We start from the raw sequence: 14,088 nt of genomic DNA, 5'->3' as shown, positions 1-14,088 counted from the left end.
ATGTCCAAAGTGCATGGCGTGCGACCGCCGCTCGTCGTGATCGGGGCGGGTCCGGTAGGTCTGTTGGCGGCGCTGCGTGCCAGGCAGCTCGACTTGCCGGTCGAAATTCTCACCAATCGCTTGCCCGTAGTGCAGGACCCCTGTTGGCTTGAGGCGATTCCCGCGCAGATGATCGCGCTGCTCGTCGAATTCGGCCTGCACCCTCGCCTGCTTGGCGTCGACCGGACGCATGGACGCCGGCTAACGCAGTGGCGCTCCCTGGAGGTGAACGCCGACGAGGCTCCGCCCTCGGCACATGTCTCACGACCGGCACTCGAATTGGCACTTCTTGGCCTTGCAACACGGTCTGGTGTCTGCATCCGGGCGGTTGGAAGTTCCGTGCCGGCCGAAATCGCCGGTGCCATTGATAGCGGCTCTCTCATTTTGGATTCGTCCGGGCGTGCCGCTTTGTCCGCACGCTACATCGTGCGTCCGGAGATCCCCCTAGTTTGCCGGACGTTTACGCAGGTTGCGAAGGCTGGACGAGACCTGGATGGCTTCGCCATTGCCGCCGGACCGCAAGGCTACGTCTATCGACTCAGCAACGCGCAACACTCCACGCTCGGGGTAGTTGGTCACGGGAGCTTGCTGCGCGGAGACTCCGACAAAGTCGTGGAGAACATTCGAAGCTTCGCGCCCTGGATCGTTACAGGCATCGATCCGGAGAGGTTGGCACCCGGTCCTGCGGGTGCGGCTTCGCTGCAGTGGTGCGAAGCTGCCCAAGGAGGGATACAACCTATCGGCGATGCTCGCGTCGCGCGTGACGCACTTGCTTCGCAGGGACTTGCTATCGGGATCTCCGATGCACTACGTGCTGTAGCAGGCGCGGCGGCGAATGTGAAGATAGATCTGGGTGCCCCCGAGCCTCAGCTGACTCAGCATCGGCTTCGGATCGGCGAACTGATCGCTGAGAGTACGTTCGCGTCTACGCCACAATGGCGCGGATACTTGGATTTTCTTCGCGACCATGCGCCCATCGTCGAAGGGACACCATGACACTTGGAGAGATTTGTGAAGCTGGCACCCTCGCTAGCCTCTACTACCAAACCCGCCTTTAAAGCGATGTCCTTGGCGAATCTCAAGACTCGTTTCTACCTTTCCATTTCGACCCTAACAGATGTCTATTGAATCAGATGAAGTCCATCAGATAACAACACTATTTTTCGACTTTCCGTCTAAAGGTCATTTCGACTCCGGCCTTGCCTGATGTCGACACTCCCGAACCGAGCAGAGTTACTTCACCCTCTACCCCAAGTTCGACAATAACCTTTATTTCGTCTATTTCGTATGCACCGGCTCCTTCTCCGACAGCAGCTAAAGCACTTCCAAACTGCTCAGAGAACGATTTCAAATTCTCTGCAAGTTTTCCTGACGTCACCATGGCTACGTCGTTGACCCGGCTACTGACACTGTCCAATACTCCGCGCCTCTCATATTCTGCAGGGTTGCTTCCATAGTGCCGCGCCACTGCAATGCGAATTCCCGACCCGAGGTCGTCAGACATCTTGCTAGCTGATTTCTTCTTCATCATCGCTCCATTCAAAAAGGGTGAGAACCTCTGGCATTGCCCAGAATTCATATGTAATGGCCGAAAAGTCTCGGCGATTAAAAACATACTCATGCTTCGTTTGCGCAAGTGCATCGATAGCGAAATCAGTTGCAAGCCACTTCTGATAATAGGTCCTTGCAAACTGTGCAGCGTCAACACCCCCAACACTATGTAGAGTGGTAAGAATGCCAGAAGAAAAAGCAGGGCTTAGAGAACTCGCGAAGGTGTCTGGGAAGCCAGCGAGAACTTGACCAGTATTGCAGCCGTTCAAGAATAGAAATGGAAGGCCGTCATTTGCGCGATTGATTTGCACTCTATCTGACAGCGCGCCAAATTTCTCTCCCCCCGATAGTGTCAAAACGTACTGCCCTGAGTCGACATCAAAACGGTGATGACTGGTGAAATGAATAATGCCGGTCTTTCGACTATTCCAAGCCTCAACTAACTCCGCCTTGCTCTTGCATCGAGAGGTTCGGAGACCCTCGAGAGCTCCAAGGAACTTCGACTCCTTCCCTGCTCCAGGCACATCCACGTCAATAGCATGAGCTACCCAACAAGGACGCTTTACACTTACGTGATTCCGATCATCTTCGCGATCATGAATCATGCCCAGAGAATTGATTACAACAGACCGAGCACCAATGAATTTGTTCACCAACTCCTTGTATTGGTCAGTGGTCGGTTTCGAACTGCAAAGCAGACCAACTGGGAATGAAAAATCCCCATCAAATTTTACCCTGATCACCGAGTGCCGAACATCGTTTGGTGCTTCGAAAAGCTTGCGCCACCGCTCTCGGTGTATTGGACCGTGTGTTGAAGACAAAATGTTGAAGGTCTCATAGCCAAGCTCAGCGAGGGCTTTAAGCTTGCCGAAGGTTTTGTCCCTAGTATAGGCTTCAATTCCATCAATAAGACTCTTCCTCATGGCCCGCAACGCAGACTTACCAATGACAATGGGATGAGATCGCAATCCCCTTGGAGTTGACTCGACATGGATCTCGACGCTGTCTGGATTTCCCGGAACGCCGATAAAGCGCAAATCCAGCGCAGTCGGCCTTGCTCGAAATTTTGGCCCCATTTTCCTTGTTTTATTATTCTTGGTCAAACCTATCATCCCTCAATTTTTCTCAACTTAACTAATGACGCTGTTTTCACCGAAAACAGTACTGATAGATCTAGCCGATCGCAACGTCGTATACGGACTCAAAAGCGTAGCTACAAATGCAATCGGCCTTGTCTTCATAAAGGAATGCTTCACCACAATAATTTTCGCTTCGCCGAGCATTTCTGAATTTAATACAAATGTCAGCGCAGTTCCATTGCGTTCTTTGGAAAATATGCCAAAAGGACTTCGTTCGCACGTGACTCTCATTTCTACCAGATCGTCTCGCAGGTATCTCGAGTCCCCAAAGAACCTCAAAGTAAGCTGCAAAGGTACGCGCTCGCCTTGCAAGACAGGCCAGTCCTCTATATTCCAATGGCTTGCGTCAGGGATCTCCAAAATCGAACAAACGCCCATTGAAGTGTCGTGCTCCACACTGAGCTTGAATTTGGGGAACCTATAGGTTGCCCAAAGCCTGATAGCCGACAGGCTCGGAATGAGATTATTAAGGCAGTGAGTCTTGATAAGCGCGTATCGCTCCTTGGCCGCCAAACACTTATCCCACTCATCTGATTTCTCAATTAGATCAAACGGACTTTGATCCATTACCAGCTGAAAGACAGACATTTCTGCTCCGTCTCCATCGCGGAAGCCGCACTTTAAAAGGCGCGTGTATCCACCTGGACGATCGGCAAAAACTCGAGAAACCACATGGATAAGAATTTCAAGTGCCTGTCGATTTCTGAGATGACGGAAGATATGTCGAATAACAGCAATTCTCGCTCCATCCGATTCCGATGCGTTTGCGCGAATCGCCTTTGTTATGAGGCGCTCTAAATATGGACGCAAACATTTCGCTTTCACCGTAGTCGTAATAATCTGTCCATGCAGTAACACTTCGGCAGCTTGATTTTGCAGCAATGCGATTGCATGGGAGGCTGACGAAGCAGGATATTTTCTTCGCTTTCGATGTCTCATGTTCTTTTTTCCTTGATCCAGCCTGAAGGTAGCAGGCCGTCGGCATCCGTACACCAGCCTGGAACTAAGCAACTGTTAGGCAGCTTCTTCAAGTTGTTTGGGGGCGATCGCTCTAGGATAATCAAAGTTGGAATTTCTGGAGTGGAACTACTAATACTATCTAGAGCAGCATACAATTTTTGGAGTCGATTTTGGGCTTCTTGTGATATGCAATAACCAGACGAGTCATTGCTTCTTTCATAAAATGCCTGACTCGGCTGGTCGATCACAAGAAAAGAATGTAAAACGTCGAGTCCGCATCTACGCAGCGTTACGTGCAAAGCAATCATCGCAGCAATGTTGTATCCAACGTAATTTTGCTGCCCTCCAATTTCAATCAGTGGCTCCCTCTTTCCACTGGGACCTTCGAAATATAAACTCATCGTGTTCGCGTCAATTTTCACCGGCACACCCCCACCATCCAGCCCCATCAATTCAGCACAACGTTGAATCTCGTCGGTTGTAGACTTAGCGAATCCTTCGATTGTCGAACTTAGTAGTGTTTTTGCATGAGCACCGAGCTCGAGATTCAACTGTGAGTCATAGCGCCTGATTTCTTCGAGCATTCCTCCTGCGACACGAAGAAACTCCGAAATCCTTCCCGCCAGTACACCGAGTTCATAAGCAGCAACCTTAGAACCTCCCGAATATTTTCTCTCAATTCCCGTTTCCCTAATTTGTGTCAAGCTTAGACGTTTACGAGCGACAGCTAACTGACGGAGACCTACTTCTAAAGGGAGGTTCTCAAGGTAGTTAATATCCCCGTCAAGTGCGCCGACCTCAGACGCCTTTCCCACCAAGTGCACCAACTCCTGGTGGAAGGGGCGCCAGGCCTCGCGCAAGCCCCTTTCTTTAGTACGATGCCGGTTCGCATAGGTGGCATGAAGAACATTATTAGAGGTTGGCCCGCCTAGCAATGACTCCATGAAGTAGCCCAATTTCAGTCGTGAGAATGATTTGCCAGATGTCGCTACAAATGAATAGGGATCACCTAAAGCATGCTGAGGTAGGTGATTGAGAAGTACTAAGTCGCGTGTAGACAACCGACCAAATGGAGTGATGGGAAGAGTTGTTAGTGGCACTGCAAGTTCTTCAATGTACCGTTCCATATTTATATTATTGGTCGGTTTAGAACGCGCTGTGCTTGAATGCCGCTTGGCACGCATTGCTCCACTTCTTCCCAGATGATGTCTCGCAAGCAATTCGAGATCTCCGGCCCCGTCCACCAAGGATTCGTCGAACTCCATTTGATACCAGTCGACTGTGCTTGCAAGCGGATCTTGTGGTGGGCGCCGCCCTCTTGCACCCAGCACAAAGTCTATAACGGGCCAGAGGTAAGACTTGCCGGTCCGCGCTGGTGAGCAGATGTAATTGACCTTATCCGCCTCAAATTTGAGTACCCGAGGAGGCTTATCGGCATGCTTGGGCCATAAGACAACAGTTTGGAGAGATCGGGCCAAAACTCAGACCTCAGAAGTAGATCATCTTGGAAGTAGCGACATCCAAATTTCTGCTGTCCTGCCGAAGTGGCGCCCTAGCAAAATCGAGCCGTGCTGACTGCATTGGCCCCCCCAAAAAATATAGAGTGCACCGGCGTCGGAGATACTTTTGGCAGAGTTTTGACTTGCATGCCTCCCCCATTTTTCGTAGTAAGTTGACTTGTTCTTTTACCCGATGACATGTGAACCGCTTCAAGTTTCGTCAATGCCGGATGGGTTAAGTCAGGCAGTGACCATGGATATCTGACTAGCGACTTTTCGGTAGAAGTTCAGATATTCGAATATCAAGCGATAGCTCGGACAGGTTGCCTCTTTTTTAGCTTCTCGTCAAATTGTTTTGTGACTGGCGAACACTCTATGGATTTCACCCACTTCTGTAGAAAAATTTCAACTTACAGCGGACCGCCCATGGAGGTGGCAGGCGTTGAGTCTTCAATCCTTGAGTCATCTGGCACACGTGCGAGCGACCAGAACCCTCGTGTTTTGACACAGGGCGTCGTGTTCTGACCACATGGGGTTCGTGTTTTGACCACATGAAAGTGGCACTCGGACACCGACGCACGGGCGGGCCAAGTTGAAGGTTGGCCATCAATGAGTCGCGCTCCTCCGCACCTTCGGGTGCACGGGCAATATGTAGGGCGAAGGAAGGGTGATGTTTGGATACAGACTCCCGCCCGGCATAATCGAAACACGTGAGTTCTAGCCTTTGGACTACCCTCTCACCAAGAAGGCAAAAATAGGACTCGGCACACTGATCTCAAAACTTGGGTCATCTGCCACGTAAGCCGCGCGGATTTTTGCACTTTCACTGGCACGAATGCAGGATTTTTTCACTATCTGTGTCACGCCAGAAAAGGCGAATGACAAAGTTAATGAAAAAACCCTTTGAAATCAACACATGACTTTTCATGTTCTCTGACATCTGACAGATTTTTTAGGCGGCCCCATAAGCCGAAAAATCGAGCCCCATCAGTTGAAAAACTCATGGGGTTTTTTTTCGATTTTCCTTTGCGGCTACTGCCCACTTCGGTGGCGTCATCGCTTCATGCATTTGGAATGCTGCCATTTCACCGAAAGCGGCGATGGGTCGTTGCGCTGAGGGCAAGGCATTCGCCAGCCATCCACAACAGCACCCCGGACACCCCTACCGGCCAAGAGGTGACGCGCGAGCAACACGCGCAGCGGCTCCTGCACCACTAGACTGGATGGTTGATTGATCAATCGATTGATCGATTGAATACCCACCACACACATCACTCCACCGTTGACGAGGAAACCCCATGAGTACCGATACCGCCCACACGAGCCTGCAACTGCGCTCACTGATTCGAGCCAATGGCGAGCTCGAAGTCTCGCTGCAAGAGGTGCAGATTCCCGAGCCCGCGGCCAACGAGGTGCTGGTGCGCATCGAAGCCACCCCCATCAACCCCTCTGACCTTGCCCTGTTGTTTGGCGCGGCCGATATGAGCACCGCCAAGGTGTCGGGCACGGCAGATCGCCCCGTGTTGAACGCGCAAGTGCCCGAGAAACTGATCAAAGCCATGGCCGCCCGCGCCGACGAGTCGATGCCCGTGGGCAATGAAGGCGCCGGCGTGGTGATCAAGGCGGGAAGCTCTGCCGCAGCGCAGGCGCTGCTGGGCAAAACGGTCGCACTGATCGGCGGCGCGATGTACGCACAACACCGCATCATGGCGGCCGAACAATGCCTGCTGCTGCCCGAAGGCACCACCCCTGCCGAAGGCGCCTCGTGTTTCGTCAACCCACTGACCGCCTTGAGCATGGTCGAGAGCATGAGGCGCGAGGGCCACACGGCTTTGGTCCACACCGCCGCCGCGTCTAACCTGGGGCAGATGCTCAACCGCATCTGTTTGAAAGACGGTGTGCAGCTGGTGAACATTGTGCGCAAGCCCGAACAGGCGAAGCTGCTGCGCGACATGGGCGCCCAGCATGTTTGCAGCACCGATTCACCCAACTTCCTCGCCGAGCTGACCGACGCCCTGGCCGAGACCGGCGCCACCATCGCCTTCGACGCCATCGGCGGCGGAAAACTGCCCGGCCAAATCCTGACCTGCATGGAAGTGGCCATCAACCGCAACGCCAAGGAATACAGCCGCTACGGCTCGGCCGTGCACAAGCAGGTGTACCTCTACGGCATGCTGGACCCAGCACCCACCGAATTTAACCGCAGTTTCGGTATGGCCTGGGGCATGGGCGGCTGGCTGCTGACCCCATTCATGCAAAAGATCGGCCAGGCCGATGCGCAGAAACTGCGCCAGCGCGTCGCCGCCGAACTCAAAACCACCTTCGCCAGCCACTACTCACGCACCGTGTCGCTGGCTGAGGCGTTGACGCTTGAGGCGGTCGGGGTTTATGGGCAGCGGGCGACTGGGGCGAAGGTGTTGATTGATCCGAGCAAAGGCATGCAGGACTAACCGGAGACGTCGGATTCAATCAGAACCACGATTGATGCCTGTTCTAATGGATAGAAAAAAGCCCCGAAGTTCTTCGAATTCGGGGCTTTTTTGATTGCGAACCGTTATCCAATAATTCTATCAATTTTGCATCTGAGTCTTCCGGGCCAGATCAATAAACTCACTGACATTCAAAAGCTTTCCCCTCTGACCAAGAGTGTATGTATCCTGTATAGAAGAGGGAACGACCAATTGCAACAGATGAGCAGCCATTTCCTCAAGTTGAGCTCCGCTAATTGCTGGCTCAAGGGTTATCAAGTGCTTCGATGGAATCCTATTAGCCTCCGACAGAACCTGTCGCCAGCGATCTTTACATGATGTTTTTGCTCCAAGCATCAACAAACCAGAAACAGGATAAAAAAGATCTTGATAGGCGCCAAAAGATGGAAACATGAAGTCAGGACGGGAATTATTTTCCGTAACCCTTCCTTTTCCACGACCCTGCTCAAAATTCAAGCCGTTCTCAACAAACAACTTATTCAAATGACCCTCAAAAGCATGACCTACTCGAGACTTTCGGCGGTTTTGCACGCTTAAAGAAAAATCGATAAATGAATCAACATCCCCAGAAAATCCTAAAATTAATCTCTCTCTCACTAGGTATCGTTCATAGAGCCTAAATAAACTCTCTTCCCGCTGCATCCATGCCATTAATGTAGCATCCGGCGTATCAATGGCTGAAACTTCAGCGCCAAGGCTATTTCTAGCAAACTCAGAAAAAATCGAAGTTTTCGGAAAAGCCACCCCACCGAACGCATCGACAAGCCTTTGAAGCCACTCGCCTTCCTGCCCAAGCCCGCTACCGACTTCTACACCGATACTCTCGAGCATTAGTCGCAATGGCAAAATCAAGTCAACTGCATCAGTTTTTCCTGAACTGAATGCACCACTAACGGACGACAATCCGAACATTGCCTTCAGTTGCGACTCTGCGCTACTCCCGGGTCTTGCAAAGACCATCAAAAAGGAGCCTGGACGTAGCTTTATACCTGCTGGCACTACACCCTCAGTTTGACTAGAAATCTCGTTTTTTAGCTTCGCAAGAAGGAAAAAGTCTCCTCCTGACATCATTTCCGTTACAGGACTGTCGTAGTAATAGAGGCGATACTCTGGACCTCTGGATTCATCGTCTCTACGAGTGTCATACCACGTGACATAACTATCACAAATTATTGGTTCCTCTTGATCATCCGATATATATACCTGTCGCACTTTATATCTAAAATCGTCTGGCCCAACTCCTAAATACGGCGAAAAGCCTGCCCTGACCAGTCCACCTATTTCATGCTGATTGGATTTCTTTGCTTCTGCATCGACTGCGCTCAAGTACTTCGCCGCAACGCCTTCTACATAGTCACTAACCTTATCTTTAACCATGCTCGCCTTCTGCATCAATTTGAATCGAATCAATCCGCATTTTTAGCCATACCTCTATACAGTCACCTAAGTCGCTAGGTGATAACAGTGTGCCTTTCCGTGTGGCACACTCCCAAACAACAAGAGTTCGCCAGCCCATCGTTCGAAGGTTTTCAATTTGGCGAAGATCTCTTTCGCGATTGTTTTGGATTTTTTCCATCCAGAAACCAGTTCTTGTGGCCGGCAGATGAAAAAAGTTGCATTCATGGCCATGCCAGAAGCACCCATGAACAAAGATAACCGCCTTGTATCGAGGCAAGACAATATCAGGCTTACCGGGCAAATCTTTCCTGTGCAAACGAAAACGGAAGCCCCGCCGATGAAGCAGGCTTCGCACAAGTAATTCTGGCTTGGTGTTCTTGCTCCGGATGCCGGACATCATCCGGCTTCTTGTCGCCGGGTCTACGACATCCGTCACGCGATTGAGTAATCGGGAGTGATGCCCACTGCCTTGTAGAAGTATTTGAGCGCCACGTCATACACCTTTTCACCGTGGCATTCGAAAAGTCGGTCTATCGACTCCGTCAGAACCAGACTCTCTCGCTCTGTGAACAACGATTCACCCGTCCCAATAACAACGATGTCTTCGGGGCGATCGTCAGGGTTGAAGAGCAGCCCGGCGACGTAGAGCTGTCGAAACCAGCGATCCAGCGCATGGCTGGGTTTTCCGGGGATTTCGGGAATACGACGTTGATCTTTCATAGCGCCTCCTTGAGCAATCACGCAGGTTGAAGGATGTCGGAGGGCTGTGTCAGCGTGGCATCTGCGATCAATGGCTGCATGACGCGAGCCACTGCCACCATCACCGGCACGACAACAGAGTTGCCAAACTGCTTATAGGCCCGCGTATCGGAAACCGGAATCTTGAATGAGTCTGGAAAGCCCATCAAACGAGCGCACTCACGCGGCGTCAGGCGGCGGGGGTTCTTATTGCCTCCTTGGCTTACCAAAATTTCTGAACCGTCTTTGTAGTACCTAGCTGACAGAGTGCGTGTGACGCTGTCGGGCGTCACCAATCCAAAGCCAAACCCATTCCCTGCAGCCTGGTGCTTCTTCTTGTAGTTTTGAAGGTAAAGCCAAAGGTTGTCTGTAAGCGTGTACTTGTCCAGCACTTTGCGATTGGCGTGATCGTAGAAACGATCGCCATCGTGCTCCAGCTTGGGCTCCCCTTTGGTTTTGTGAAGAATTTCCTCAAGGCGGTGCTCGCCTTTTTCTGGGAGGTCAACCATGCTCCAGTCAAAGATCACTGGGTCACGAAAGCCGACGATGATGATCCGCTCTCTGTGCTGAGGAACGAAATGGGCGCCGTCGATAACTTTGTAGAAAACCTGATAGCCAAGGTCTTCGCGCAACGTGCGCAGGATCACTTCAAAAGTTCGGCCCTTGTCGTGCGAGTGAAGATTCTTCACGTTTTCCAGGAGAAACGCCTTTGGTCTTTTTTCATTGATGATGCGGGCCACATCGAAGAACAAAGTGCCCTGCGTTGCGTCTTTAAAACCGTGAGCGCGACCAAGCGCATTCTTCTTGGATACACCAGCGATAGAAAATGGCTGGCAGGGAAATCCACCTAACAGAACATCATGGTCCGGGATGTCCTGCGCTTCGATCTGGGTGATGTCACCATTCAGCGGGTGTCCATCTGAAAAGTTTTCGAGGTAGGTCTTCTGAGCGTAGCCATCCCACTCGCTCGTGAACACGCACTCGCCACCAATCGCCTCAAAAGCATTTCGGATTCCTCCGATGCCGGCAAAAAGGTCAATGAACTTGAAGTCACCAACTGGCTTTTTGACAGCGCCGAATTGCAGAAGGCGCTGTAGCTCGCCCACAACATGCGCCGGTGGAGCGACCTCTCCGCTTTTCCAGCGTTGCAGAGTGCGTTTCGCGATACCGAAGTGCTCAGCCAAATCCAAGGTAGGCCGGGCAAGTTTCGCGGCGTTGATGTAATCGATCGCGGCTTGTTGGTCGAACGTTGTGAGAGTCATAAAATCACCGGCGGGATAAAAGTGAGACATTATGTCGCCAATATGTCCCCCTGATCACATGTACAGTCAAAATTTAATCGATGGTCAAGACTCGCCAGTTTCCTCGCCAACGGCCAAACTGTTCACCTGCGTCAAATGGGGCCCACGCCACGCTCTCCGACCCACTGGCCACAGCCTCTCCACACATCCATTCAATCGGTTGCGCCCAGCCATCCGCACCCACCCGCGTGGCGGTCTGCGCCAGACTCTAACGACAGTTGTGCGCCTCGGATCATTTTTTTGAAGAGCTGTCTTCGCATTTTATAAATTGCGCTATTGTGGACAAAATATATCATTTTTGTCTAAAATAAAACAATGCCGCGCAAGCCACCCATCGTCTTTCCGCAAGAGCAAGCGCTTCTCTCTCGCCTGGGAGAGCGGCTGAAGCTCGCCCGCCTGCGGCGCAAACTGAGCAATGCCATCGTGGCGCAGCGCGCCGGCATCTCCCGCACGTCGCTGTACAAGGTAGAGGCGGGCGACGCTGGTGCGACACTGGGAACCTATATTCGAGTGCTTGCCGCGTTGGGACTGGACAGCGATATCAACCAATTGGCTGCCGACGACAAGGTTGGGCGCAAGCTACAGGACCTGGCGTTGGCACCCTCTTCTTTGCAGCCTCGCCGGCGAAGACTGCCAGCGAAGTCTGTAGCAGCAAGTGAGACAGGCGAACCCTCATGAGCGGGCAAGGCAAGGTGCTCGAAGTGTGGCTCGACTGTGACCTTGGGCCCGCGTGCCTCGTGGGCACGCTCGCCCACGACCGCGGACAAATCCGTTTCCACTACGAACGCAATTGGCTCGCGGACCGTCGCGCGTTTTCGCTTGACCCCGACTTGTCGTTGGACGACGCCCCCTTCTTTCCAAAGCCCGAAATGGGCAACTTCGGCGTGTTTCTCGACTCCTCGCCAGACCGGTGGGGCCAGACGCTCATGAAACGCAGGGAGGCACTGCAAGCCAAGGACGAGAAAAGGAGCCCACGCAACCTCTACGCCTGGAACTATCTCACCGCAGTTCAGGACTTCACCCGCCAGGGTGCACTGCGCTTTCGACTGGTGGGCACAGAAGCGTTTTTGGGAAACGAGGAGATGGCCGCGCCCCCCGTCACAACGTTGAAGGAACTTGAGGCGGTGGCCTATCAGCTCAGCGGTCGGCGAATCGACGACCTGAACGCGTTGCGAAAGTGGCTGGCTGTATTGGTCGCCCCGGGCGCTTCACTGGGTGGTGCCCGGCCCAAGGCCAACTTTACCGAGGCCGATGGCTCACTCTGGATTGGCAAGTTCCCCGCTCGCGACGATGACCGGGATATCGGGGCATGGGAACACGTGGTGCACGGGCTTGCGAAGAATGCCGGCGTTGATGTTCCGCCTGCGAAGCTGGTTCGAATGAACAGCGACTTTCACACGTTCTGCGTCCAGCGGTTTGACCGCGTCAAGGGTGTGCGGCGGTTTTATGCGTCGGCGATGACGCTGCTTCGCAAAGAGCAGAGCGAAGGAACGAGCTACCTTGAGCTGGCACAGTTTCTTCGGTCCAACGGCGACGGCGAACACGTGGCGGCAGACCTGGCACAGCTGTTTCGCCGGGTCGCGTTCAACGTGGCGGTGGGAAACAGGGATGACCACCTGCGCAATCACGGGTTTGTGCTCGGCGCCAACGGGTGGCGGCTCGCCCCCGCCTTTGACGTCAACCCGAACGTCGACAAAGCAGAACATGTTTTGAACATCGACGATTCGGACAACCGCCCTGGCCTGGAGACCGTCCTGAGCACGGCGGCCTTCTACGGGCTCTCACCGCAACACGCCCAGCAGGCAGTTACGGAGGTGGTTCACGCCGTTGGTGGCTGGCGCGATGCTGCGAGGCAAGCGGGCATAGCCAGGGCCGACACCGAGCTGACCGCGGTCGCTTTTTCCGCGCATTCCGAGTATTGCGGGTCCTCGACGAATTAGGACGCCAACGGAAGAGGGGCATTGTCGCAGCTCAAAGCACGGCGGCGCAGTGAGCAAATCGCTCGCTGCGCCGTCTTGATATGAAAGGGCGGTGACCAGAGGCCACCACCGGTTGCGCCGATCAAGCGACGTTTGCGGCCACTTCGGCTTTGTGCGCCACGCGGCGCGCGGCGTTGGAAGTCTGGGTTGCGGTGTCAGCGACGACCTTGCTCACGCGCTTGGTGACCTGCTTGCGCGTTGCCACAACCTTGTTCACCTGCTGGGTGGCGGCCTTGGTGACTTGCTTGCGCGTCGCCACGGCTTTGTCCATTTGCTGGGTGGCAGCCTTGGTGATGTCTTTGGTGACTTTCTTGCGTGTCGTCGCGGCCTTGCGCTTGGAGGCATTGAGCTTGCGGGTGGCGACGGCCTTGACGGGCATGGGCTTGCCGGAAACGCGCTTGACCAGTTCACCGGATCCCTCTTCGAGGCGTTCGGCCACATTGCTCAGCAGCGTGGCAGCGGGCATGGCCAGGCGATTCAGTTTGTCCAGCGCGTTCAGCTTTGCACTGCGGTCGAGGCGCGTGGCATTGGATGCCACGAGGCTCACGCCTTTGGTGGCCAGATCCACAGCCACACCCACCGCGCTCTGCGCGCGGTCGGTGCCGAGGCGCAAGCCTTTCACATAGAAGCCGCTCACGCGCTGCTGGTTGTCGGTCAGGCTGGAACGGGTGCCCTTGCTGAGAGCCGATGCACCGCGGTTCACGACTGAGGCAAAACGCTGGTCGAAGAAACCAAGGACACGCTCGCCACCGAAACGGTAGGTGTTGATGACGTTGGTCGCGGTGATGCCATAAGCCTCAATGACTTCGGCGGCAACGGTGGAAAGGTTTTTGGTCGACATGCTGGACTCCGGTTTGTTGATTTGATCTGCCCGGCTGCGGGGTGCGCCCTTGGCTCACCACCTTCAGACAGGCTTGAGGACAAGTTTGCCGAAAAGTCCTAGGGACCACACCTCATTTATAGGGTTTTCCCTAGAGTCATCCACCTAAAAGGTG

Annotated in this window: 13 protein-coding genes; 4 read left to right on the top strand and 9 right to left on the bottom strand. The window is 53.5% G+C overall.

Annotated features, from left to right (window positions below):
• Nucleotides 1-1,035 carry a hypothetical protein gene (locus E5678_RS17500; protein ID WP_136179715.1) on the top strand — a complete coding sequence of 345 codons (1,035 nt, stop codon included), beginning with the start codon at nucleotides 1-3 and terminating at the stop codon, nucleotides 1,033-1,035.
• 160 nt (nucleotides 1,036-1,195) lie between these two features.
• On the opposite strand, the gene E5678_RS17495 is transcribed toward E5678_RS17500, so the two are convergent.
• Genes E5678_RS17495 through E5678_RS17480 form a run of 4 tightly spaced genes read right to left on the bottom strand, consistent with a single transcriptional unit; the run spans nucleotide 1,196 to nucleotide 4,954 of the window.
• Entirely contained in the window at nucleotides 1,196-1,567 is a 372-nt protein-coding gene (locus E5678_RS17495) for a hypothetical protein (protein WP_168708597.1), read from the bottom strand.
• Nucleotides 1,548-2,693, bottom strand: coding sequence for a CHAT domain-containing protein (locus tag E5678_RS17490; protein ID WP_168708596.1), 1,146 nt, complete (start codon nucleotides 2,691-2,693; stop codon nucleotides 1,548-1,550). Before E5678_RS17490 ends, E5678_RS17495 begins: the two co-directional genes overlap by 20 nt.
• Before the next feature lie 27 nt (nucleotides 2,694-2,720).
• Nucleotides 2,721-3,668, bottom strand: coding sequence for a 50S ribosomal protein L17 (rplQ, locus tag E5678_RS17485; RefSeq protein ID WP_136179712.1), 948 nt, complete (start codon nucleotides 3,666-3,668; stop codon nucleotides 2,721-2,723).
• Entirely contained in the window at nucleotides 3,665-4,954 is a 1,290-nt protein-coding gene (locus tag E5678_RS17480) for a DUF3732 domain-containing protein (RefSeq protein WP_136179711.1), read from the bottom strand. Before E5678_RS17480 ends, rplQ begins: the two co-directional genes overlap by 4 nt.
• A 1,532-nt stretch (nucleotides 4,955-6,486) precedes the next feature.
• Between E5678_RS17480 and E5678_RS17475 the strand changes: the two genes are divergently transcribed.
• Nucleotides 6,487-7,638, top strand: a complete 1,152-nt coding sequence (locus E5678_RS17475; RefSeq protein WP_136179710.1) for a zinc-binding dehydrogenase — start codon at nucleotides 6,487-6,489, stop codon at nucleotides 7,636-7,638.
• Nucleotides 7,639-7,758: 120 nt separating this feature from the next.
• On the opposite strand, the gene E5678_RS17470 is transcribed toward E5678_RS17475, so the two are convergent.
• Genes E5678_RS17470 through dcm form a run of 4 tightly spaced genes read right to left on the bottom strand, consistent with a single transcriptional unit; the run spans nucleotide 7,759 to nucleotide 11,075 of the window.
• Nucleotides 7,759-9,054, bottom strand: a complete 1,296-nt coding sequence (locus E5678_RS17470; RefSeq protein WP_136179709.1) for a type II restriction endonuclease — start codon at nucleotides 9,052-9,054, stop codon at nucleotides 7,759-7,761.
• The gene (gene vsr / locus E5678_RS17465) at nucleotides 9,047-9,511 is read right to left on the bottom strand and encodes a DNA mismatch endonuclease Vsr (protein WP_136179708.1); all 465 of its coding nucleotides are present in this window, start codon (nucleotides 9,509-9,511) and stop codon (nucleotides 9,047-9,049) included. Before vsr ends, E5678_RS17470 begins: the two co-directional genes overlap by 8 nt.
• A complete protein-coding gene (locus E5678_RS17460) occupies nucleotides 9,508-9,795 on the bottom strand; it encodes a hypothetical protein (protein ID WP_136179707.1) in 288 nt (95 codons plus the stop codon). Before E5678_RS17460 ends, vsr begins: the two co-directional genes overlap by 4 nt.
• A gap of 17 nt (nucleotides 9,796-9,812) precedes the next feature.
• Nucleotides 9,813-11,075 carry a DNA (cytosine-5-)-methyltransferase gene (dcm, locus tag E5678_RS17455; RefSeq protein WP_247596814.1) on the bottom strand — a complete coding sequence of 421 codons (1,263 nt, stop codon included), beginning with the start codon at nucleotides 11,073-11,075 and terminating at the stop codon, nucleotides 9,813-9,815.
• Nucleotides 11,076-11,429: 354 nt separating this feature from the next.
• On the opposite strand from dcm, the gene E5678_RS17450 reads away from it, so the two are divergent.
• Nucleotides 11,430-11,792, top strand: coding sequence for a helix-turn-helix transcriptional regulator (locus tag E5678_RS17450; protein WP_136179705.1), 363 nt, complete (start codon nucleotides 11,430-11,432; stop codon nucleotides 11,790-11,792).
• Nucleotides 11,789-13,054 carry a HipA domain-containing protein gene (locus E5678_RS17445; RefSeq protein ID WP_136179704.1) on the top strand — a complete coding sequence of 422 codons (1,266 nt, stop codon included), beginning with the start codon at nucleotides 11,789-11,791 and terminating at the stop codon, nucleotides 13,052-13,054. Before E5678_RS17450 ends, E5678_RS17445 begins: the two co-directional genes overlap by 4 nt.
• A gap of 121 nt (nucleotides 13,055-13,175) precedes the next feature.
• Here E5678_RS17445 and E5678_RS17440 read toward each other — a convergent pair whose 3' ends face one another.
• Nucleotides 13,176-13,934 carry a hypothetical protein gene (locus tag E5678_RS17440; RefSeq protein WP_136179703.1) on the bottom strand — a complete coding sequence of 253 codons (759 nt, stop codon included), beginning with the start codon at nucleotides 13,932-13,934 and terminating at the stop codon, nucleotides 13,176-13,178.
• Between the last annotated feature and the right edge of the window lie 154 nt (nucleotides 13,935-14,088).

Origin of the sequence: Hydrogenophaga sp. PAMC20947, from assembly GCF_004795855.1 — a bacterium.
Taxonomy (GTDB): domain Bacteria; phylum Pseudomonadota; class Gammaproteobacteria; order Burkholderiales; family Burkholderiaceae_C; genus Hydrogenophaga.
The sequence above is the reverse complement of the archived record's forward strand: the minus strand, read 5'-3'. Positions and strand labels throughout refer to the sequence as shown.

Excerpts from the sequence above, each read along its gene's own strand:
- dcm (WP_247596814.1), bottom strand. The coding sequence starts at position 11,075 with ATGACTCTCACAACGTTCGACCAACAAGCCGCGATCGATTACATCAAC.
- E5678_RS17440 (WP_136179703.1), bottom strand. The coding sequence starts at position 13,934 with ATGTCGACCAAAAACCTTTCCACCGTTGCCGCCGAAGTCATTGAGGCT.
- E5678_RS17470 (WP_136179709.1), bottom strand. The coding sequence starts at position 9,054 with ATGGTTAAAGATAAGGTTAGTGACTATGTAGAAGGCGTTGCGGCGAAG.
- E5678_RS17480 (WP_136179711.1), bottom strand. The coding sequence starts at position 4,954 with ATGGAGTTCGACGAATCCTTGGTGGACGGGGCCGGAGATCTCGAATTG.
- E5678_RS17475 (WP_136179710.1), top strand. The coding sequence starts at position 6,487 with ATGAGTACCGATACCGCCCACACGAGCCTGCAACTGCGCTCACTGATT.
- E5678_RS17500 (WP_136179715.1), top strand. The coding sequence starts at position 1 with ATGTCCAAAGTGCATGGCGTGCGACCGCCGCTCGTCGTGATCGGGGCG.
- E5678_RS17460 (WP_136179707.1), bottom strand. The coding sequence starts at position 9,795 with ATGAAAGATCAACGTCGTATTCCCGAAATCCCCGGAAAACCCAGCCAT.
- E5678_RS17450 (WP_136179705.1), top strand. The coding sequence starts at position 11,430 with ATGCCGCGCAAGCCACCCATCGTCTTTCCGCAAGAGCAAGCGCTTCTC.
- E5678_RS17495 (WP_168708597.1), bottom strand. The coding sequence starts at position 1,567 with ATGAAGAAGAAATCAGCTAGCAAGATGTCTGACGACCTCGGGTCGGGA.
- rplQ (WP_136179712.1), bottom strand. The coding sequence starts at position 3,668 with ATGAGACATCGAAAGCGAAGAAAATATCCTGCTTCGTCAGCCTCCCAT.
- E5678_RS17445 (WP_136179704.1), top strand. The coding sequence starts at position 11,789 with ATGAGCGGGCAAGGCAAGGTGCTCGAAGTGTGGCTCGACTGTGACCTT.